14 protein-coding genes are annotated in these 17,564 nt (G+C 71.8%); 10 read left to right on the forward strand and 4 right to left on the reverse strand.

Features of this window, described 5'->3' with window-relative positions; genetic code table 11:
• Positions 1 to 75 precede the first annotated feature (75 nt).
• Positions 76 to 1,095, reverse strand: a complete 1,020-nt coding sequence (locus OG730_RS35200) for a fibronectin type III domain-containing protein (protein ID WP_327308027.1) — start codon at positions 1,093 to 1,095, stop codon at positions 76 to 78.
• Positions 1,096 to 1,344: 249 nt separating this feature from the next.
• Here OG730_RS35200 and OG730_RS35205 point away from each other — a divergent pair, with 249 nt between their 5' ends.
• The 7 genes from OG730_RS35205 to OG730_RS35235 all read left to right on the forward strand — a co-directional run bounded on the left by OG730_RS35205 (position 1,345) and on the right by OG730_RS35235 (position 8,526).
• A complete protein-coding gene (locus tag OG730_RS35205; protein WP_327308028.1) occupies positions 1,345 to 2,946 on the forward strand; it encodes an ABC transporter substrate-binding protein in 1,602 nt (533 codons plus the stop codon).
• A 92-nt stretch (positions 2,947 to 3,038) separates the two neighbouring features.
• Positions 3,039 to 4,004 (forward strand): ABC transporter permease, encoded by a 966-nt coding sequence (locus OG730_RS35210; protein WP_327308029.1) that lies wholly within the window; start codon positions 3,039 to 3,041, stop codon positions 4,002 to 4,004.
• Complete coding sequence (locus tag OG730_RS35215) at positions 3,997 to 4,890, forward strand: ABC transporter permease (protein ID WP_327308030.1); 894 nt, start codon at positions 3,997 to 3,999, stop codon at positions 4,888 to 4,890. The genes OG730_RS35210 and OG730_RS35215 overlap by 8 nt, the downstream gene beginning before the upstream one ends.
• A gap of 74 nt (positions 4,891 to 4,964) precedes the next feature.
• Positions 4,965 to 5,855 (forward strand): ABC transporter ATP-binding protein, encoded by an 891-nt coding sequence (locus tag OG730_RS35220; protein WP_327309549.1) that lies wholly within the window; start codon positions 4,965 to 4,967, stop codon positions 5,853 to 5,855.
• Positions 5,848 to 6,507, forward strand: coding sequence for an ABC transporter ATP-binding protein (locus tag OG730_RS35225; protein ID WP_327308031.1), 660 nt, complete (start codon positions 5,848 to 5,850; stop codon positions 6,505 to 6,507). The genes OG730_RS35220 and OG730_RS35225 overlap by 8 nt, the downstream gene beginning before the upstream one ends.
• 100 nt (positions 6,508 to 6,607) lie before the next feature.
• A complete protein-coding gene (locus tag OG730_RS35230; RefSeq protein ID WP_327308032.1) occupies positions 6,608 to 6,802 on the forward strand; it encodes a hypothetical protein in 195 nt (64 codons plus the stop codon).
• A gap of 155 nt (positions 6,803 to 6,957) precedes the next feature.
• Positions 6,958 to 8,526, forward strand: coding sequence for a hypothetical protein (locus OG730_RS35235; protein WP_327308033.1), 1,569 nt, complete (start codon positions 6,958 to 6,960; stop codon positions 8,524 to 8,526).
• On the opposite strand, the gene OG730_RS35240 is transcribed toward OG730_RS35235, so the two are convergent.
• On the reverse strand, positions 8,478 to 9,647 hold the full coding sequence (locus OG730_RS35240; RefSeq protein ID WP_327308035.1) for a PP2C family protein-serine/threonine phosphatase: 1,170 nt from the start codon (positions 9,645 to 9,647) through the stop codon (positions 8,478 to 8,480). The genes OG730_RS35235 and OG730_RS35240 overlap by 49 nt on opposite strands.
• A 108-nt stretch (positions 9,648 to 9,755) precedes the next feature.
• Positions 9,756 to 13,241 (reverse strand): M28 family peptidase, encoded by a 3,486-nt coding sequence (locus tag OG730_RS35245; RefSeq protein WP_327309550.1) that lies wholly within the window; start codon positions 13,239 to 13,241, stop codon positions 9,756 to 9,758.
• Between the two features lie 202 nt (positions 13,242 to 13,443).
• Between OG730_RS35245 and OG730_RS35250 the strand changes: the two genes are divergently transcribed.
• The 3 genes from OG730_RS35250 (at position 13,444) to OG730_RS35260 (ending at position 16,909) form a co-directional block, all read left to right on the forward strand.
• Entirely contained in the window at positions 13,444 to 14,403 is a 960-nt protein-coding gene (locus tag OG730_RS35250) for a LysR family transcriptional regulator (protein ID WP_327308036.1), read from the forward strand.
• Positions 14,404 to 14,546: 143 nt separating this feature from the next.
• Positions 14,547 to 15,947: a sulfatase family protein gene (locus OG730_RS35255; RefSeq protein ID WP_327308037.1), complete on the forward strand. Its 1,401-nt coding sequence runs from the start codon at positions 14,547 to 14,549 to the stop codon at positions 15,945 to 15,947.
• Between the two features lie 77 nt (positions 15,948 to 16,024).
• On the forward strand, positions 16,025 to 16,909 hold the full coding sequence (locus tag OG730_RS35260; RefSeq protein ID WP_327308038.1) for a formylglycine-generating enzyme family protein: 885 nt from the start codon (positions 16,025 to 16,027) through the stop codon (positions 16,907 to 16,909).
• A 7-nt stretch (positions 16,910 to 16,916) separates the two neighbouring features.
• Here the strand turns inward: OG730_RS35260 and OG730_RS35265 are convergent, their stop codons facing one another.
• Entirely contained in the window at positions 16,917 to 17,513 is a 597-nt protein-coding gene (locus tag OG730_RS35265) for a TetR/AcrR family transcriptional regulator (protein WP_327308039.1), read from the reverse strand.
• Between the last annotated feature and the right edge of the window lie 51 nt (positions 17,514 to 17,564).

A 17,564-nucleotide genomic window follows, 5' to 3' on the forward strand; every position in this document is an offset into this window, starting at 1 on the left:
CGGGCCAGATCGAACGAACAGGTTGTCAGGTTCCGCTCCGAGGCGGGGTAGTTCGAGAGGTCAGGGCGGGGGAGTTCAGGAGGTCAGAACGATCCGCCGCTCGGCGGAGAACACCCCCCAGGTGCCGTCGGGCAGCCGTGCGCGGAGCTTCACGGTCCATACGGTTCCGGGTGGTTCGGCGACCGTCAGGCGGTGCTCCGCCCGGCCGGCCGGGACCGCGCCGGCGCCGAACTGGATGACGGTGGTGGGGCGGCCGTTGACGTAGAGCTCGTACTCGCTGGTCTCCCGGCCGGTCGCCGGAGGGGTCCAGGCGAGGGTGACCGCGCCCGGCGAGGCGGCGGCGGTGAACTCGCCCGGGGCGGTGCCGGTCCGCTGTCCGGGGCCGGGCGGGGTGCTCACGTCGACGGCGGGGCCGTCGGGGGAGGCGTTGTCGGCGCCGTCGCGGGCCCGGACGGTGAAGGTGTACAGGCTGTCGGGCTGGAGGTCCTCCAGGACGGTCGTGGTGACGCCGTGGCCGACCGTGTGGATCCGGGCGTCGCCCTGGTAGACGTCGTAGGCGGTGACGCCCGTGTCGTCGGTGGCCGCGGCCCAGGTCAGCCGGGCGGAAGTGGGCCCGAGCGGTTGGCCGTTCGTACGGGGCGGCGCGCTCGGGGCCACCCGGTCCTCGGTCGTCGCGGCGGGGGTGGTGGCGGAGGCGGCCGGGCCGGCCGGGGAGGTGTTCCCGGCGGCGTCCCGGGCGCGGACGGTGAACGCGTAGGCCGTCCGCGGGGTGAGGCCGGTGATGTCCGTCATCGTCTTGTCGGCGGGCAGTTCGCGGACCAGGCGGTCGGCCTGGTAGACGAGGAAGGACGTCACCCCGTCGGAGGGGGCGGCCGAAAGCCACATGACGTGCACGGTCGTGGCGCTGCCGGCCTGGGCCGTGAGCCCGGCCGGGACCGCCGGGGGCGTGGTGTCGGAGCCGCCGCCGCACGCCGTCAGCGCGGCGGCTGCGAGAACCAGGGCGAGGGCGGGCGCCGCCGCTGCCCGTACCCGTACGGAAGGCCGCCAGGAGCGGCGCGGGGAGTGCGGCGCGGTGCGGGGTGCGGGGTCGTGCACGGCGGGCGCCCTCTTCTTCCGGCTCTTCGGGTCTTCCGGCTCTGGGTCTTCCGGTTCTGGGTCTTCCGGCTCTCGGGGTCTTCCGGTTCTCCTGGGTTCCCCGAAAGGTCTAGACATATATGGCACGCTCCGCGGCGGCCGGGCAAGACCCCTGCGGCTCCCTTCCCGCCGAGGGTGCCCGGTTCGTGTTCTTCCGTTCCCGTCTGGCATTATTGCGAGCCCTTTGCAATAACGGAGGATGTGCATCAGATGAAGGCCCGGACCGTACGGGGAATGGCCGGGGCGACCGCGGCCGCGGTGATCGTCACGGGCGCGGCGGCCTGTTCGAACCCCGGGGGAGGCGCCGCGGCGGGTGCCGGCGCCGCCGACTCCGCGGTCGTCGGCATAGCCACCGAACCGGAGAGCCTCAGCCCGCTGCTGGGCTACGGCAAGGACGGCAACTCCAAGATCTTCGACGGACTGCTCGCGCACGACGCCGGCATGAAGCTGAAGCCCGCGCTGGCCGAGTCCCTCCCGGAGGTCTCCGCGGACGGGCTCACCTACACCTACGCGCTCCGCCGGGGCGTGAAGTTCAGCGACGGACGGCCCTTCGGCGCCAAGGACGTGGTCTTCACCTACCGGACGATCCTCGACGCGAAGACGAACAACGCGTCCAAGTCCGAGCTCGACGCGATCGCGGACGTCACGGCGCGGGGCGACGAGGCCGTCGTCTTCACCCTGAAGTACCCCTACGCCCCCTTCGCCGAGCGGACCGTCCTGCCCATCGCCCCCGAGCACCTCGCGGGCGGACAGGACGTCAACAGCGGCGAGTTCACCACCAAGCCCGTCGGCACCGGACCGTACGTGCTCACCGCCTGGTCCAAGGGCGAGAAGCTGAGCTTCAAGGCCAACCCGACCTACTGGGGCGGCGAGCCCGCGGTGAAGAAGTTCACCATGGCGGTCATCAAGGACGACGACGTGCGCGCCACCCGGCTGCGCTCCGGCGAACTGGACGGGGCCGTCCTGCCGCCGAACCTGGCCAAGGGGTTCAAGGCCGACAAGGCGCGAAAGACCTACGCCGCCAAGAGCTTCGACTACCGCAACGTCACCCTGCCGACCGAACACCCCGTCACCGGTGACACGGCCGTCCGCCGGGCCCTGGACATCGCCGTGGACCGCGCCACCATGGTCGACAAGCTCCTGGAAGGCGCGGGCAAGGCCGCCTACGGCCCCGTCCCGACCGGCAGCCCCTGGTTCGCCGCCGGCACGGAGCGCGCCCACGACCTCGCCGGGGCCGAGAAGATCCTCGACGAGGCCGGCTGGATCCCCGGCGCCGACGGCGTCCGCGCCAAGAACGGGGTCCGGGCCGCCTTCCCGCTCTGGTACACCTCCGGCGACAAGCTCCGCCAGGACCACGCGCTCGCCTTCGCCTCCGACGCCCGGAAGGCCGGCATCCAGGTCACCACCGAGTCCGGCAGCTGGGAGGTCATCGAGCCCCGGATGCGGACCGACGCCGTCCTCGCGGGCGGCGGCTCCCCGGCCGACCCGGACTTCGACCAGTACCTGACGCTGAACTCCGCGCTCGCGGGCGACGGCTTCAACAACATGGCCCGCTACGACAACCCGGCCGTCGACAAGGCGCTGCTCGACGGCCGCCGGAGCGCGGACCCGGCCGTGCGCGAGGCGGCGTACGACACGGTCCAGCGCGAGCTGGTCAAGGACCCGGGCTACGTCTACCTCACCCACATCGACCACCTCTACGTCGTGGCCGACCGGTGGGACGGCCCCTCCACCCAGACCGAGCCGCACGACCACGGCCTGGGAACCGGCCCCTGGTGGAACGTCGAGAGCTGGAAGCCGAAGCGGAAGTGAGCCGTCCCCGCCCGCTCCACCGTCCCCGCCCGCTCCGTCCGCTCCGCCCGCTCCACCGTCTCGACCCGCTCCGCCGGCTTCCGTGGGGGCCGATGGCGCGCATGGCGGGGCGGCGGACGCTGTTCGCCGGTCCGGTGCTGCTCGTCGTCACCTTCGGGGTCTTCGCGGTCGCCGCACTGTCCCCCTTCGACCCCGTCAAGGCCTACGCCGGCACCGCCGGGCTCACCGCCTCGCAGGCCGGACTCGACCAGCTGCGGGCCAACCTCGGCGTGGACCAGCCCCTGCTCGCGCGCTGGTGGGAGTGGCTGACCTCGGCGCTGACCGGCGACCTGGGCACCTCCTCCGTCATGCGCCAGCCCGTCTCCGACGTCATCGCCGAGCGGCTCGGCTGGTCGGCCCTGCTCGCGCTGTGCGCCTTCGCCGTAGCCGTACTGCTCGGCACCGCGCTCGGCGTCCTGGCCGCGCGCCGGCAGGGCGGGCGCCTGGACCGGGCCGTCTCCGGGCTCGCGTACACCCTCGAAGCGGCCCCCGCCTTCTGGCTGGGCCTCCTGGCCGTCTGGTTCTTCTCGGTGCGCCTGGGTGTGCTGCCCTCCGGCGGCCTCACCGACGCGGGCAGCGACGTGGTCACCGCCGGGCAGGTGGCCCGCCACCTGGTGCTGCCGGCGCTCGTGCTCGGCATCTCCCAACTGCCCTGGTTCTTCCTGTACGTGAGGCACGGCGTGGCCGACGCGCTGGAGGAGGATCCCGTACGCGGCGCCCGCGCGCGGGGCCTGGGGGAGCGACGGGTGCTGCTCGGCCACGGGCTGCGCTCCGGCATGCTCCCGATGCTGACCCTGATCGGGTCCCGGGTGCCGGAACTGATCACGGGCGCGCTGCTGGTGGAGACCGTCTTCAGCTGGCCCGGCATCGCCGCGGCCACCGTGCAGGCGGCGACCTCGGTGGACTTCCCGCTCCTGGCCGCGCTGACCGTGCTGGCCACGGCCGCCGTGCTGGCCGGGAACCTGCTGTCCGACCTGCTCTACGGGCTGGCGGACCCGAGGGTGGGCTTCGATGGCTGACACGACCCCGGTGACGCGCGCGACGGGGCCGGTCTGGCGCTCCCACGGCCGCGACCGCGGCTCCACCCGGAACCTGCGGGTGCGGACCTCGGCGGTGATCGTCGTCCTGATCACGCTGGCGGTCCTGCTCGTGCCGCCGCTGGTCCAACTCGACCAGCAGGCGGTCGACTTGTCGGCAAAGCTGATGCCGCCCTCCTGGTCCCATCCCTTCGGCACCGACGACGTGGGCCGCGACCTGCTGCTGCGCTGCGTGTACGGGCTGCGCGTCTCGCTGCTGGTCGGGCTGGTGGCGGCGCTGGTCGCCACCGTCCTCGGCACGGCGGTCGGCGCGCTCGCGGGGGCGCTCGGCGGGTGGCCGGACCGGTGCGTCATGCGGATCGTGGACGCGCTGTCCTCGATCCCGCACCTGCTGCTCGGCATCTTCATCGTGGCGATGTTCCGGCCGGGGGTGTGGCCCGTGGTCGTCTCCGTGGCCCTGACCCACTGGCTGTCCACGGCCCGCATCGTCCGCGCGGAAGTCCTCTCGCTGCGTTCGCGGCCCTATCTGGACGCGGCCGTCTCGGGCGGTGCCTCGCGGTGGCGGGTGACCGTACGCCACCTCGTGCCCGGAGTCATGCCGCAGGCCGGGCTCGCCGCGGTGCTGATGATCCCGCACGCCATGTGGCACGAGTCGGCCCTGTCCTTCCTCGGCCTCGGCCTGCCGGCGCACCAGGCGAGCCTGGGCAACCTCGTCCAGACGGCCCGCGGTTCGCTGCTGGCCGGGGACTGGTGGCCCACGCTCTTCCCCGGGCTCCTCCTGATCGTCCCGACCCTGGCGATCGCGGGCCTGGCGGGCGCCTGGCGCGAGCGCCTCCATCCCCGCCGCCGCTCGGAGCTCAGCCTGTGAAGACCCCCGTCCCACCGGAGCGGGGCGACGCCCGGCCCGTGCTCGAGCTGGACCGGCTCTCCGTACGCTTCCGCATGCGCGGCGGCCGGTACGTCGAGGCCGTCACCGAAGCCACCCTCGACCTGGGCCCCGGCGAATGCCTCGCCCTCGTCGGCGAGAGCGGCTGCGGCAAGTCCGTGCTCGCCTCCGCCCTCCTCGGCCTGCTCCCCGGCAACGCCGAGACCGCCGGCGCCGCCCGGCTCGCCGACGGGACCGACCTGCTCGGCCTCGACGAACGCACCCTCGCCCGGCGCGTCCGGGGCCGCCGCGTCGCACTGGTCCCGCAGAGCCCCGCCGCGCACCTCACCCCGGTCCGCACCATCCGCTCCCACCTGGAGGAGACGGTCCGCGAACTCACCGGGACGGGGCGGGCGGGCCTGCGGGAAGCCGCCGAAGCGGCGGCCGAGCGGGCGGCCTTCCCCGCCACCCACCTCGACCGCCATCCCCACGAGCTCTCCGGCGGGCTCGCCCAGCGGGCCGCCACCGCGCTCGCGCTGATCGGCGACGCGCCCCTGCTGCTCGCCGACGAGCCGACCACCGGCCTCGACCGGGACCTCGTCCACCGCACGGTCGACGAGCTGCGCGCCCACACCCGGGACGCCGGGCGCGCGCTGCTGATGATCACGCACGACCTCGCGGCGGCCCACCGCATCGCCGACACCGTGGCCGTCATGTACGCGGGCCGGATCGTGGAAACCGCCCCCGCCGGAGCCTTCTTCGGCGCTCCGGGCCCCCGCCACCCCTACGCGCGCGGACTGCTCGACGCCCTCCCCGAGCGGGCCTTCGCCCCGGTCCCCGGCGCCCCGCCCGAGCTCGGCGCGCTCCCGGCCGGCTGCGCCTTCGCCGCCCGCTGTCCGCGTGCCGACTCCCGCTGCCGGGCCGAGCGGCCCGCGCTCACCGAAGGGGTGGCCTGCCACCATGCTTGAGCTCACCGGCATCACCGCCGGCTACGACCGCCGGGCCCCCGTCGTCCGCGGCGCCCGCCTGAGCCTCGCCCCCGGGGAATCCCTCGGACTGCTCGGCCCCAGCGGCTGCGGCAAGTCCACCCTCGCCAGGGTCGCCGCACTGCTGCACCGGCCCGACCGGGGGACCGTGGCCTTCGACGGCCGCGCCGTGGCCGGCTTCCGGCACCGGGCGCCGCGGGCCCTGCGGACCTCGGTCGGCATGGTGTTCCAGCAGCCCCGGCTGGCCGCCGACCCCCGGCTCACGCTGCGCGAGCTCGTCGCCGAACCGCTCCGCGCGACCGGTCGGCGCGGCGAAATCGACGCCACCGTGCCCGAGTTGGCGGACCGCGTCGGCCTGGGCGCGGACCTGCTCGGCCGACGGCCCCACGAGGTCAGCGACGGCCAGCTGCAACGCGCCTGTGTGGCACGGGCCTTGGTGCTGCGACCGCGCTGGCTGGTGTGCGACGAGATGACGGCCATGCTCGACGCGTCGACCACGGCCGCGCTGGTCGGCGTAGTGGAGGAGTACCGGGCGGAGTCCGGCGCGGGCCTGCTGGCGGTGGGGCATGATCCCGTCCTGCTCGGACGCTGGTGCGCGAAAACGGCCCACTGGGACGAGATCGTCAAGGACTGAACACCGGTCACGGACCGTCAACACCCGTTTGGCGGACACGAGTTTCGCCCGAAGGGCCCTCCCGCTGCGCCACCATGGCGGCGCGTAAGGAGGTGTTCCGATGGTGATCTCCCTCTCCGTCCTCGTCCTGCTCCTCGTCCTCGCGTGGATCTTCATGCGCGGTGGCGGCCTCAAGTTCTCGCACGCGCTCGTCTGTGTCCTGCTCGGCTTCTATCTCGCGAGCAGCAGCCTCGCGCAGACCATCCACAACGGGGTCTCGGCCACGGCGAACGTGGTCAGCGGCTTCAAGCCCTGACGTCCCGTCAATTGATCAACTGTTGCGCCTTCGTGAATCATCCGGCTCATCCATGGACTCCTCAGTCAGTGCGATCTAGCGTCTGGCCCCGGCGCGATGTCAGACGCAATGTCAATAAAGACCCAGGGCAACCGAGGTCAAGGGAGGAAGTCCGGATGTTCCGAAGAGCGCTGAACTGCGCCGTGGCACCCGCTCTCGCCGCATGTGCGGTGTGGTACGGGGTCTCGCCGGCCGCCGCCGAGGAGATACCCCTGGCACCCGGCCACCGCCTGGTCAGCCACTACCAGGGCGGTCCCGCCACCGCCGCCCCGCTCCCCGGCGAAGCCCCGCCGCAGCACCCCTTCCTCGCGCCCAACGGCCGCAGCGGCATGCACTCCGACGCGGCGGGCAGCGCCACCTCGCCCTGGTCCGGACCGCTCGGCGAGAACCCGAAGGTGACCAGCGAGAAGATCGCCGCCCTCGGCGGCGAATGCGCCACCGCCACCTTCGACTCCGGCGGCCGGCTGGTCACGGTGTGCGGCACCTTCGGCGGCTTCAAGGTCAAGCTGCTGGAGCCCCGTACGCTCGCCACGCTCGCGGAGTACCAGCTCCCGCAGCGTTCCTCGACGGTCCAGGCGATCACCTCGCTCGACTTCTCGAAGATCTTCAAGGACACCTCGGGCGGCGCCTACTTCTACCTGGACAACCAGGACCGGGCGGTGCTGGCCGACTCCCGCCAGCACGTCCTGCGCCTCTCGCACGCCCAGAAGCCGGACGGAAGCTGGCAGTTCACGGTCGACAACGACTGGGACCTCACCGGCCAGGTCCCGCACGACTGCGTCGACTGGACCAACCTGTGGCCCACCGGCACCTGTGACCCGGTCACCTCGGTGATGCCCGACTGGAACGGCCGCATCTGGTGGGTCACCCGCCAGGGCCGCGTCGGCACCGTGGACCCGGCGACCTCGGTGATCCGCTCGGTCCGGCTGGCGGGGGAGGAGATCCAGAACTCCTTCTCGGTCGGCGAGGACGGCGTCTCCATCGTCACCGACCACGCGCTGTACAGCTTCGCCGCCGCCGCCGACGGCACCCCCCTCGTGCAGTGGCGCCAGACCTACGACCGGGGTACGGGCACCAAGCCCGGCTCGGTCAACCAGGGCTCGGGCACCACCCCGGACCTCTTCGGCGACGGCTACGTCGCGATCACCGACAACGCCGACGACCGGATGAACGTCCTGGTCTTCAAGCGGGGCCTGGACGTGCCCGAGGGGCAGCGCCTGGTGTGCAAGGTCCCGGTGTTCCGGTCCGGCGCCTCGACCACCGACAACTCCCTGATCACCTGGGGCAACAGCATCGTCGTCGAGAACAACTACGGCTACGAGAACGTCACCTCGCTGGTCCTCGGCAAGTCGGTCGTCGGCGGCGTCAGCCGCATCGACGTCCGCGCCGACGGCAGCGGCTGCGACACGGTCTGGCAGAGCGCGATCCGCTCGCCCTCCGTGGTCCCGAAGCTCTCCACCGCGAACGGGCTGCTCTACTTCTACGAGAAGGAGCCGAACGTCTGGGGGATCGACGCCTGGTACCTCACGGCCGTCGACTTCCGCACCGGCGAGCGTCGCTGGCGTCAGCTGACCGGCACCGGCCCGCTGTACGACAACAACTGGGCCCCGATCACGCTGGGCCCCGACGGGACGGCCTACGTCGGCGTCTTCAACGGCATCGTCGCGGTCCGCGACGGCGGCTGAACCACCATGCGCTCGACGGCCACCATCGCCGCGTCGTCGCCCAGGAAGCCGTCCGGGGTGTGGGCGAGGAGGTCGGCGCAGAGGTGGCGCAGGAGGGCCTCGGGGCCGTCTCCGGACCAGTCCGAGGCCCGCTCCGGCAGCGGGTAGAAGGCCCCCGACGCGTCGCGGGCCTCGATGACGCCGTCCGTGTACAGCAGGACCACGTCACCGGGCTCGAAGGCGAAGGACTGCGCGGTGAAGCCGGTGTCCACCAATTCGGACAGGCCCAGCGGCGGCGCCGGGTGGTCCACCTGGAGGGGGACGACCCGGCCGCCGCGCAGCAGCAGCGGCGGCGGGTGCCCGCAGCTGACCAGCCGGAGGGTGGGCTCCGCGTCGGGGACGTCGAGCACCGCGGCCGTGGTGAACCCCTCCTCCGGCCGGCCGGGGGCGCCGGCCTGTCCGTCGGCGCCCCGGTCCGGGTCGGCGGCCACGGCGGCCTCCAGGTAGCCCACCAGGCCCGGCAGGTCGGCCTCCAGATGGGCCGCGGCCCGGAAGGCGCCCAGGACCACCGAGGCCTCTCCGACCGCCTCCAGTCCCTTGCCGCGGACGTCGCCGATGAGCAGCCGGGTGCCGTCGGCGGTGCGGGTGGCCGCGTACAGGTCGCCGCCGATCTGCGCCTCGGCCTCGGCCGACAGGTACACCGAGGCGATCCGCAGCGGGCCCATCCGGTCGCGCAGCGGTCGTAGGACCACCTGCTGCGCCGCGACGGCCACGGAGCGCAGCCGGGTGAGCTGGCGCTCGTGGACCTCGCGCAAGTGTGCGAAGAAGGTGACGAAGGCCGAGATCAGGACGAGGGCGATGATCTGGAAGGTGTGGTTGAGGTCCGTCAGGGAGGTGCGCGCGATCGCCACCGACACCTGTGCGAGGACCGCCACGGCGCCGACGAGCCCGGTCGTCCGGGGCCCGGCGAAGGAGGCGGTGAGAGCCGGGGCGGCGACCAGGAAGGGACCCAGGTGGACGTCCGGCGGGGCCAGGACGTCCACCACCGTGACGGCGGCGATCAGCAGGAACGGGACCGCCAGCAGTACCGCGCGCGATTCCCGGAACCGGCTGGTGCGTGGATGCGGCGCTGAGGGGTCCATGCCTCCTGCATACACCGCGCACGGCCGGGCGGCACCCGCTCCGGCCGCGTGGCCGGGGCGGGTGCCGCCCGGGTGGTGCTCAGGTGGTGCTCAGGGTGCCGGTGGGTGTCAGCTCACCTGGAGGGTGACGTCGTCCACGACGAAGGAGGTCTGCAGGGAGGCGTCCTCCACGCCCTGGAACTTCAGCGTGACCGTCTGCCCGGCGAACTGGGAGACGTCGAACGTCTTGAGCTGGTAGCCGGAGGCCGCGTTGACGTTGGACAGGCTCGCCAGCGTCTGGCCGCCCACCGAGACCGTGAAGGTGTCGTAGACCGTGTTCTCGGTCTCGGCGGTGTCGATGTGCAGGTAGAAACCGAGCTGGTACGAGGAGCAGCCGGTCGGGATGGTCACGGACTGGGAGGCACTGTCCGTGTGGGTCGAGCCGTATCCGTTGAGCCAGGCCTTGTAGGTGCCGCCGTGCGGGGTCTGGCCGGCCTGGTTGGTGATGACGTTCGTGGTGGTCGTCCACGGGGTGGTGCCGCTCTCGAACCCGCCGTTGGCGACGAGCTGGCGCGGGGTGCAGGAGGGGCCGGTGCCGGTGACGGTCAGGGTGTAGGTGGTGGTGTGGCTGACCGAGCCCGCACCGGTGACGGTCAGGGTGTAGGTGCCGGGCGCGGTGCTCGCGCCGACCTGGACGGAGAGCGTCGAGGAGCTGCCCGACTGGACCGAGGACGGGCTCAGCGAGGCGGTCGTGCCGGCCGGGGCGCCGGTCACCGACAGGGCCACGGTCTGGGCGGCGCCGCTGGTGGTCGCGGTGCTGATCGTGGAGCTGGTGCTGCCGCCCTGGGCGGCGCTGCCGGTGGCCGGGGAGGCGCTGATCGAGAAGTCCGGGCCGGGGGTGGTGCCGCCGACGGCCTGGTTCCAGACCGTGTAGGCCACGCCGTCGGCGCTGCGGTCCAGGACGGTGGCGTTGATGTTGCTCGTGGTGTCGCAGGAGGCGTGGTAGCAGGAGTCGTACGCCGCGTTCGCGGTGCCGCCCCACTTGGTGGCCTGCGCCGAGGTCTTGCGGGCGCTGGCACCGGCCGCGTAGCCGGAGGTGGCGATGCCGCCCTGCTGGAAGGAGTAGTCGTCACTGCGGCCCTGGCCCTCGGTGTTCTCCTCGGGAGCGAGGTTCAGGGAGGTCCAGTAGGCCTTGAGCGGGGCGGCCGCGGTGGAGTTGACGTTGTTGATGAAGTAGCCGCCGTTGGTCGAGCCGACCATGTCGAAGTTGTAGTAGGCCTTGATGGCGGTCTTCTGGGTGCTGGTGAGCTGGTTGACGTAGAACTTCGAGCCGTTGAGGCCCTGCTCCTCGTCGGTCCACCAGGCGAAGCGGACGTGCTTGGTCATGGTGGGGTTCTTCTGGGCGAGGACGAGCGCGTTCTCCAGCAGGGTCGCGGAGCCCGAGCCGTTGTCGTTGATGCCCGGACCCGCCGAGACGCTGTCGAGGTGCGAGCCGAACATGATCGTCTGGTCGGCCGGGCCACCGGGCCAGTCGGCGATCAGGTTGTTCGACGGGTAGGTGCACGAGGTGCAGTTCTGCTCGGTCACCGTGTAGCCGGCGGCCTGCAGCTTGCCCTTCACGTACGCCACCGACGCCGTGTAACCGGCGCTGCCCGCACGGCGGTTGCCGCCGTTCTGGGAGGCGATGGTGTTGAACTGCGTCAGGTGCGCCTGGACGGCGGCCACGTCGATGTTCGGCGCGCCGGGAGGCGGCGTGGTGCCGCCCACGGTGAGCGCGTAGTCGACGGTGTGCGAGAGGCTGGTGCCCTGGCCCTTGACCACGACGGTCGAGGATCCGGGAGCGGCGCTGGAGGAGGCGGTCAGCGTCAGCGTCGAGGACTGGCCGGACTGCACGGTGGCCGGGCTGAAGGAGGCGGTGACCCCGGCCGGGAGGCCGGACGCGGTGAGGGTCACCTGCTGGGCCGTACCCGTGGAGATCGCGGTGGCGACCGTCGTGGTGGCCGAGGCGCCCTGCTGGACGGTGCCCGAGGACGGGTTCAGGGCCAGCGAGAAGTCGCTGTTCTGGCCGCTCGGGGTACACGTCGTGTCACCGGACTGGGCGGGCACGCTGATGGCGTCCCAGGCGGCCTTGGTCTTGTTGAACAGGTCGCAGGTGGTGTCCAGCGACTTGGCGGAACTCAGCGTCGCCGTCCGGTACTTCTTGTAGGACATGCTGGAGGTCTTCAGCAGCATGCCGCCGTAGAAGATCTTGCCGGCGTTCTGGACGCCCACGCCGGTCAGCGTGGACTGGTTGCAGGTGCTGCTGTTCGGCTTGCCGCCGCCCGGGCTGGTGCCCTCGGCGAGCAGGTAGAACCAGTGGTTCAGCGGGCCGGCGGCCGCGTGCACCTCGGTGTTCGGTATCGAGGAGCTGTAACAGGCCGGGTCGTTGTTGACGGCCGGCGGGTTGTACATGTTGCGGATCGGACCGTTGCCCACGAGGTTGATCATCTCGCCGACGGTGTAGTCCGGGGTGTCGTACGGGGAGGGCTCGTTGATGAACGCCTCGGTCAGCGCGCCGAAGATGTCACCGGTGGCCTCGCCGAGCCCGGACTCCTGGCCGCTGGTGCCGCCCGGGGTGTTGGTGTCGATGGCGTGCCCGTACTCGTGGGCCACCACGTCCACGCCGGCGATCCACTCGTTGGCGTTGTTGTGGCCGATGCTGACCGAGCTGCCGTCCCAGTACGCGTTGACGTCGTTCAGGCCGACCTTCGCCGGGAAGCTGCGGCCGTTGCCGCTGACGCCGTTGCGGCCGAGCCACTGGCTCAGCATGTCCCACTGCTTCTGCGCGGCGAACATGAGGTCCACGCAACCGGTCTCCTTGGAGGTCGGGTTGCCCGTGCCCCAGGAGTCGGAGGACTTCGAGAAGACCGTGCCGCTGCTGTAGTCGGCGCAGCTCAACCCGGTCCGGTTCGGGTCGCGCAGGGAGTACGTGCCACCCGAGGCCGTGGTGTCGATGGTCAGCGGGTTCGGGCCGTTCCACTTGCTGTTGCCGCTGCCCGCGACCACCTCGTCGAAGGTGTCGAGCACCTTGCCGGTGCGGGCGTCCACGAACACGTGGAGCTTGCTGGGGGCCTTGGCGGTCCGCCCGGTCAGGACGGTCTCCCAGGCCAGCACCGCCTTGTCGTCCTTGAGCTTGACGACGAGCCGGCTGCTGTCCACCTTGTAGGTCTTGACCTGACGGCCCCGCGAGACGGCCTCGGCGGCCTTCGCCGAGAACGACGCGGTGGTCGACACGTCGATCACGGTCGCGGAGGCCGACTGGAGGGCGCGTACCCGGCCCTCGCCGTCGGCGAGGACGACCGCGTCGCCGCCGACGACCGGCAGGCCGCGGTAACTGCGCTCGTACGCGACGGAGTACAGGTCCTTCACCCAGGGGGTGACCAGGCGCCGGTCGTACTGCTGCTGCGGGGAGTTGACCAGGCTGTCGAGTCCGCTGCGCACGGCCGCGTCGGCCGCGGCGACCGCCCGTTCGGCGGAGGAGGCCGGGCCGGGAACCGCGTTCTGCGAGGCGGTGGCGGTGGTGGCCAGCGTGCCGGCGAGGCCCGTGGTCAGCACCATGGCCGCGAGGGCGGCCATCCATCTGGTGGGCTGCAAGAGTCCACTCCGATCGTGTGGGGGGATGGGACGGGGATGGGGCGGGGAAGGGCGGGGAAAGGCGGTGGGACGGTCTGGCTGTTCGCGGCCGAGTATGGGCGTGTCCATGACGAGATCGGGACATCCCTGCGGACATAAGACCGGCGTTATGGTGCCGGCGCGTGACGCTGCGTACGCTGCACGGATGCAGCTGGAGTTGAGACATCTGCAAGCCGTCTGCCAGATAGCGGAGACGGGAAGCCTGGGGGGTGCGGCGCGGATACTCGGGGTCTCCCAGCCGGCGCTCTCCGCCCAGCTGCGCCGGATCGAGCGGGTCACCGGCGGTGAACTCTTCGTCCGGGGCCGCCTCGGGGTCGAACCCACCCCGCTCGGCCAGTTCGTCCTGGCCAAGGCGCGCCGGGTGCTCAGCGAGATGGACGCCCTCGGCGCGGAGACCCGGGCCCGGACGGCCGACGCACCGCTGCGCCTGGGCTGCATCCTGCTGGTGCTGATCGACGGGCTGATCGCCCGGCAGGACCTGGTCCTGTCGGGCCGGGAGATCACCGTGGACCTGGAGGACTCGGTGACCGCCCTGGTGCGGATGCTCGGGGCGGGCCGCTACGACGTCATCGTGTACGGAGAGGTGAACGACCACGAGGTGCCGCTGCCCGCGGGGGTGACGGCCCGCACCCTGGTCCCCAAGGAGCCCTTCTGCATCCGGATGTCGGCCCGCCACCCGCTGGCCCGGCTGGAGGCCCTGGATCTCGCGGACCTCGCCGACGAGCAGTGGATGACCCTGGTGGAGGACGACGACGGCGGACCCGAGGCGCTGGTCGAGGCCTGCGCCAAGGCCGGCTTCGTCCCCGCGCTGCGCTACCGGATCACCGACCGCATGATGCAGTACGACCTGATCTCCGCGGGCCGCGCCGTCTCCCTCAGCCAGCCCACCGCGCCCGCCGTGGCCGGCACCGTGATGCGGCCGCTGATCGGGGCGCCGATCACGGGGCGCATCCGGCTCGCCTGGAACCGCTCGGCGGTCTCGGCCCGCCAGGCGGAACTCTTCTACCGTTCCGCCGCCTACGCGTACCTCGCCAATGTGGACAACAACCCCTTCCACCGGGCGTGGTGGGACGAGCATCCGGAAGCCCATCCGGTCCTCGACTGACGCCGTTCACAGAAGCTGACGTCATTTCATACTCCGTACATGGAACGGGTATTGGCATCCCTTTACGCTCTCCGCATGGCAGTGGCGGCCACACCATCTTTTGAAGTTGATGGGGCGCCTTCGGAGAGCGGGAGGAAATACGCATGAGCAAGAGAGTCCGTACGCAGGTCAGCCGGAGAGGCTTCCTCGCCGGCACCGCCGCGGCCGCGGCCGCGGCCACCGTTCCCGCGATCGGCCAGGCCGCCGCGGCCCCCGGGGCAGCGGCCGCGGGCCGGCCGAACATCCTGCTGATCGTCACCGATGACCAGCCCAAACAGACCGACTGGGCCCTCCAGAAGACCATCGGCTGGCTCGCCGGACAGGGCGTGAAGTTCAACCACGGACACGTCACCACCCCCCTGTGCGCACCCTCTCGCTCCTCGGTGTTCTCCGGCCGCTTCGCCCATAACCACGGAGTCCGCAACAACGCCTCCTCGGCGGCCCTGGACCAGAACACCACCGTCCAGCGCTATCTGAAGCAGGCCGGATATCGCACGGGTCTCTTCGGCAAATACCTCAATTCCTGGAACATCGCGGACGCGCCCCCGCATTTCGAGGATTTCGCCCTCCTCCAGCCCTCGTACGTGGACGGCAAGTGGAACGTCAACGGGACGGTCCAGACGATCAACGGCTACACCACGAACGTCATCAAGAACCGGACACTGGGCTTCCTGGACAAGGCGACCACCGACACCCGGCCCTGGTTCGCCTACGTCACCCCGTACGCCTCGCACGGACCCCGTACGCCCGAGGCCAAGTACGCGGGCGTGCCCGTTCCCGAGTGGAACGGACGCCCCTCCGTCACCGAGGCCGACCGCAGCGACAAGCCGCCCTACATCCAGGACGCCACCGGCACCCTGGAGGACGGCAAGCGCGTCCGCGCGGAGCAGCTGCGCGTCCTCCTTTCGGTCGACGACGCCGTCCAGGCCTTCAAGGACAAGCTGGAGGCGATCGGCCAGCTGGACAACACCCTCGTCATCTACATCGGCGACAACGGCTTCGGCTGGGCCGACCACGGCTGGACCGCCAAGTCGGTGCCCTACAGCCCCGCCCACGAGGTGCCGTTCTACCTCTCCTGGCCCGCCGGAGGCCTCGGGGCCGGCACGGTGGACAACCGCATCGTCGCCAACATCGACATTGCGCCCACCATCCTCGACGCCGCGGGGATCACCCCGAACACCCCGCAGGACGGCCGCTCGCTGCTGAGCTCGTACAGCCGCGACCACCTGCTCGTCGAATGGTGGAAGCAGGGCACCGCCCCCGACCACCGCACCTGGTCCTCCTACGTGGCCAAGGACAAGCAGTACGTGGAGTACTACAAGCTGTACACCGACGCCAACGGCACGGTGTCCGGCACCGGAGAGGTCACCTTCCGGGAGTACTACGACCTCGCCGCCGACCCGCACCAGCTGGTCAACAAGCTGTACCAGGCCACCCCGACGCAGGAACGGAACCTGGGCATCCCCGCCCTGGCCGCCCAGCTCGCCGCCGACCGGGTCGGCTAGCCACCAGACCTCCGGCCGGGCGCGCCACTGTGTGCCCGGCCGGACCGCATCCATCCCGCACGTCCACCGGAGCCCTCATGTCCTCCTCCTGCTGCACTCCGGGCCACGACGCCCCGGCCGGCGCCCTGACCCCGCTCGCCGTGCCCGCCGCGCCCGCGCCCCGGCCCGTACGCGGTCTGCTCGACCTGCCCGGGGGCCGGTTCCTCATGGGTACCGAGGACGCGGACGGGTTTCCGGCGGACGGGGAGGGCCCGGTCAGGGAGGTTGCCGTGGATCCCTTCCGGATCGCGCCGACCACGGTGACCAACGCCCAGTACGCCACCTTCGTCAAGGCCACCGGACACGTCACGGAGGCGGAGGAGTTCGGGTTCTCCTTCGTCTTCGCGGGGCTGCTCGTCGGCGAACTCGCCGCCACCGCGCCCGCCGTGGAGGGGGTCCCGTGGTGGCGGGCGGTGTCCGGAGCCGACTGGAAGCATCCCGAAGGGCCCGGGACCTCCATCGCCTCCCGGCAGAACCACCCCGTCGTCCACGTCTCCTGGAACGACGCGAGCGCCTACTGCGCCTGGTCGGGCACCAGGCTGCCCACCGAGGCGGAGTGGGAGTACGCGGCCCGCGGCGGCCTGGAGCGGCGCCGCTACCCCTGGGGGGACGAACTCGCCCCGGGCGGGCGGACGATGCTGAACATCTGGCAGGGCGAGTTCCCCGACGGCCCCACCGGACCGCAGCTGGGCACCGTGCCCGTGAAGTCGTACCGGCCCAACGGTCACGGTCTCTACAACACGGTGGGCAACGTGTGGGAGTGGAGCGCGGACCCCTTCGCCCCGGGGCACCCGTCGCGGGCGATGCGCGGCGGATCCTTCCTCTGCCACGACTCGTACTGCAACCGCTACCGGGTCGCGGCCCGCAGCTCCAACACCCCGGACAGCTCCACCTCCAACATCGGCTTCCGTGTAGCCGCCTGAGTGCTCGTCAGGCGGGAACCACGAGTCCGGCCACGTGGTCGGTGACCATGTCGAGGATCTCGGCAGCGGCCTCGTCGTCGCCGAGGACCAGGAAGCTCAGAGTGACCCCGTCCGTCATGGCCGCCAGATAGCGGGCCAGCACGGACACCGGCACGCTCAGCTCGAACGGGGTGATCCGGCGCAGCTCTTCGAGCAGCTCGGTGTACGTGTCGCAGTAGGACTCGTACTGCTTGCGCGCCAGGTGCCCGAACTCCGGCCGGCGCAGCGCGTACTGGGTGAGCTCGTAGGTGAGCATGTGGGCGCCGGGGCTGGCCGCCACGTGGTCCCAGTAGGCCTGGAAACCGGCCCGGATGGTCTCGCGCAGCGTCGGCCTCGGCACGATCGCGGCCTTCACGAGGGTGACGTAGTGCGCGGTGATGGTCTCGATGACCGACTCCAGCAGTGCCTGCTTGGAGTCGAAGCAGTAGTGGAAGACGCTCAGGGAGACGCCCGCCTCGGCGGCGATGGAGCGGGTCGTGGTCCTGGACACCCCGTCGCGGGTCATCGCGCGGATCGCTGCCTCCGTCAGCTGCGTACGACGGTCGGTCAACGCCATCCGGGCCATGGATCGGGTCCCCCTTCGTTCCGGTGCCGCTCCGAGGGGGTGTCCGGGAGC

The sequence above is a fragment of the Streptomyces sp. NBC_01298 genome (assembly GCF_035978755.1).
GTDB lineage: Bacteria > Actinomycetota > Actinomycetes > Streptomycetales > Streptomycetaceae > Streptomyces.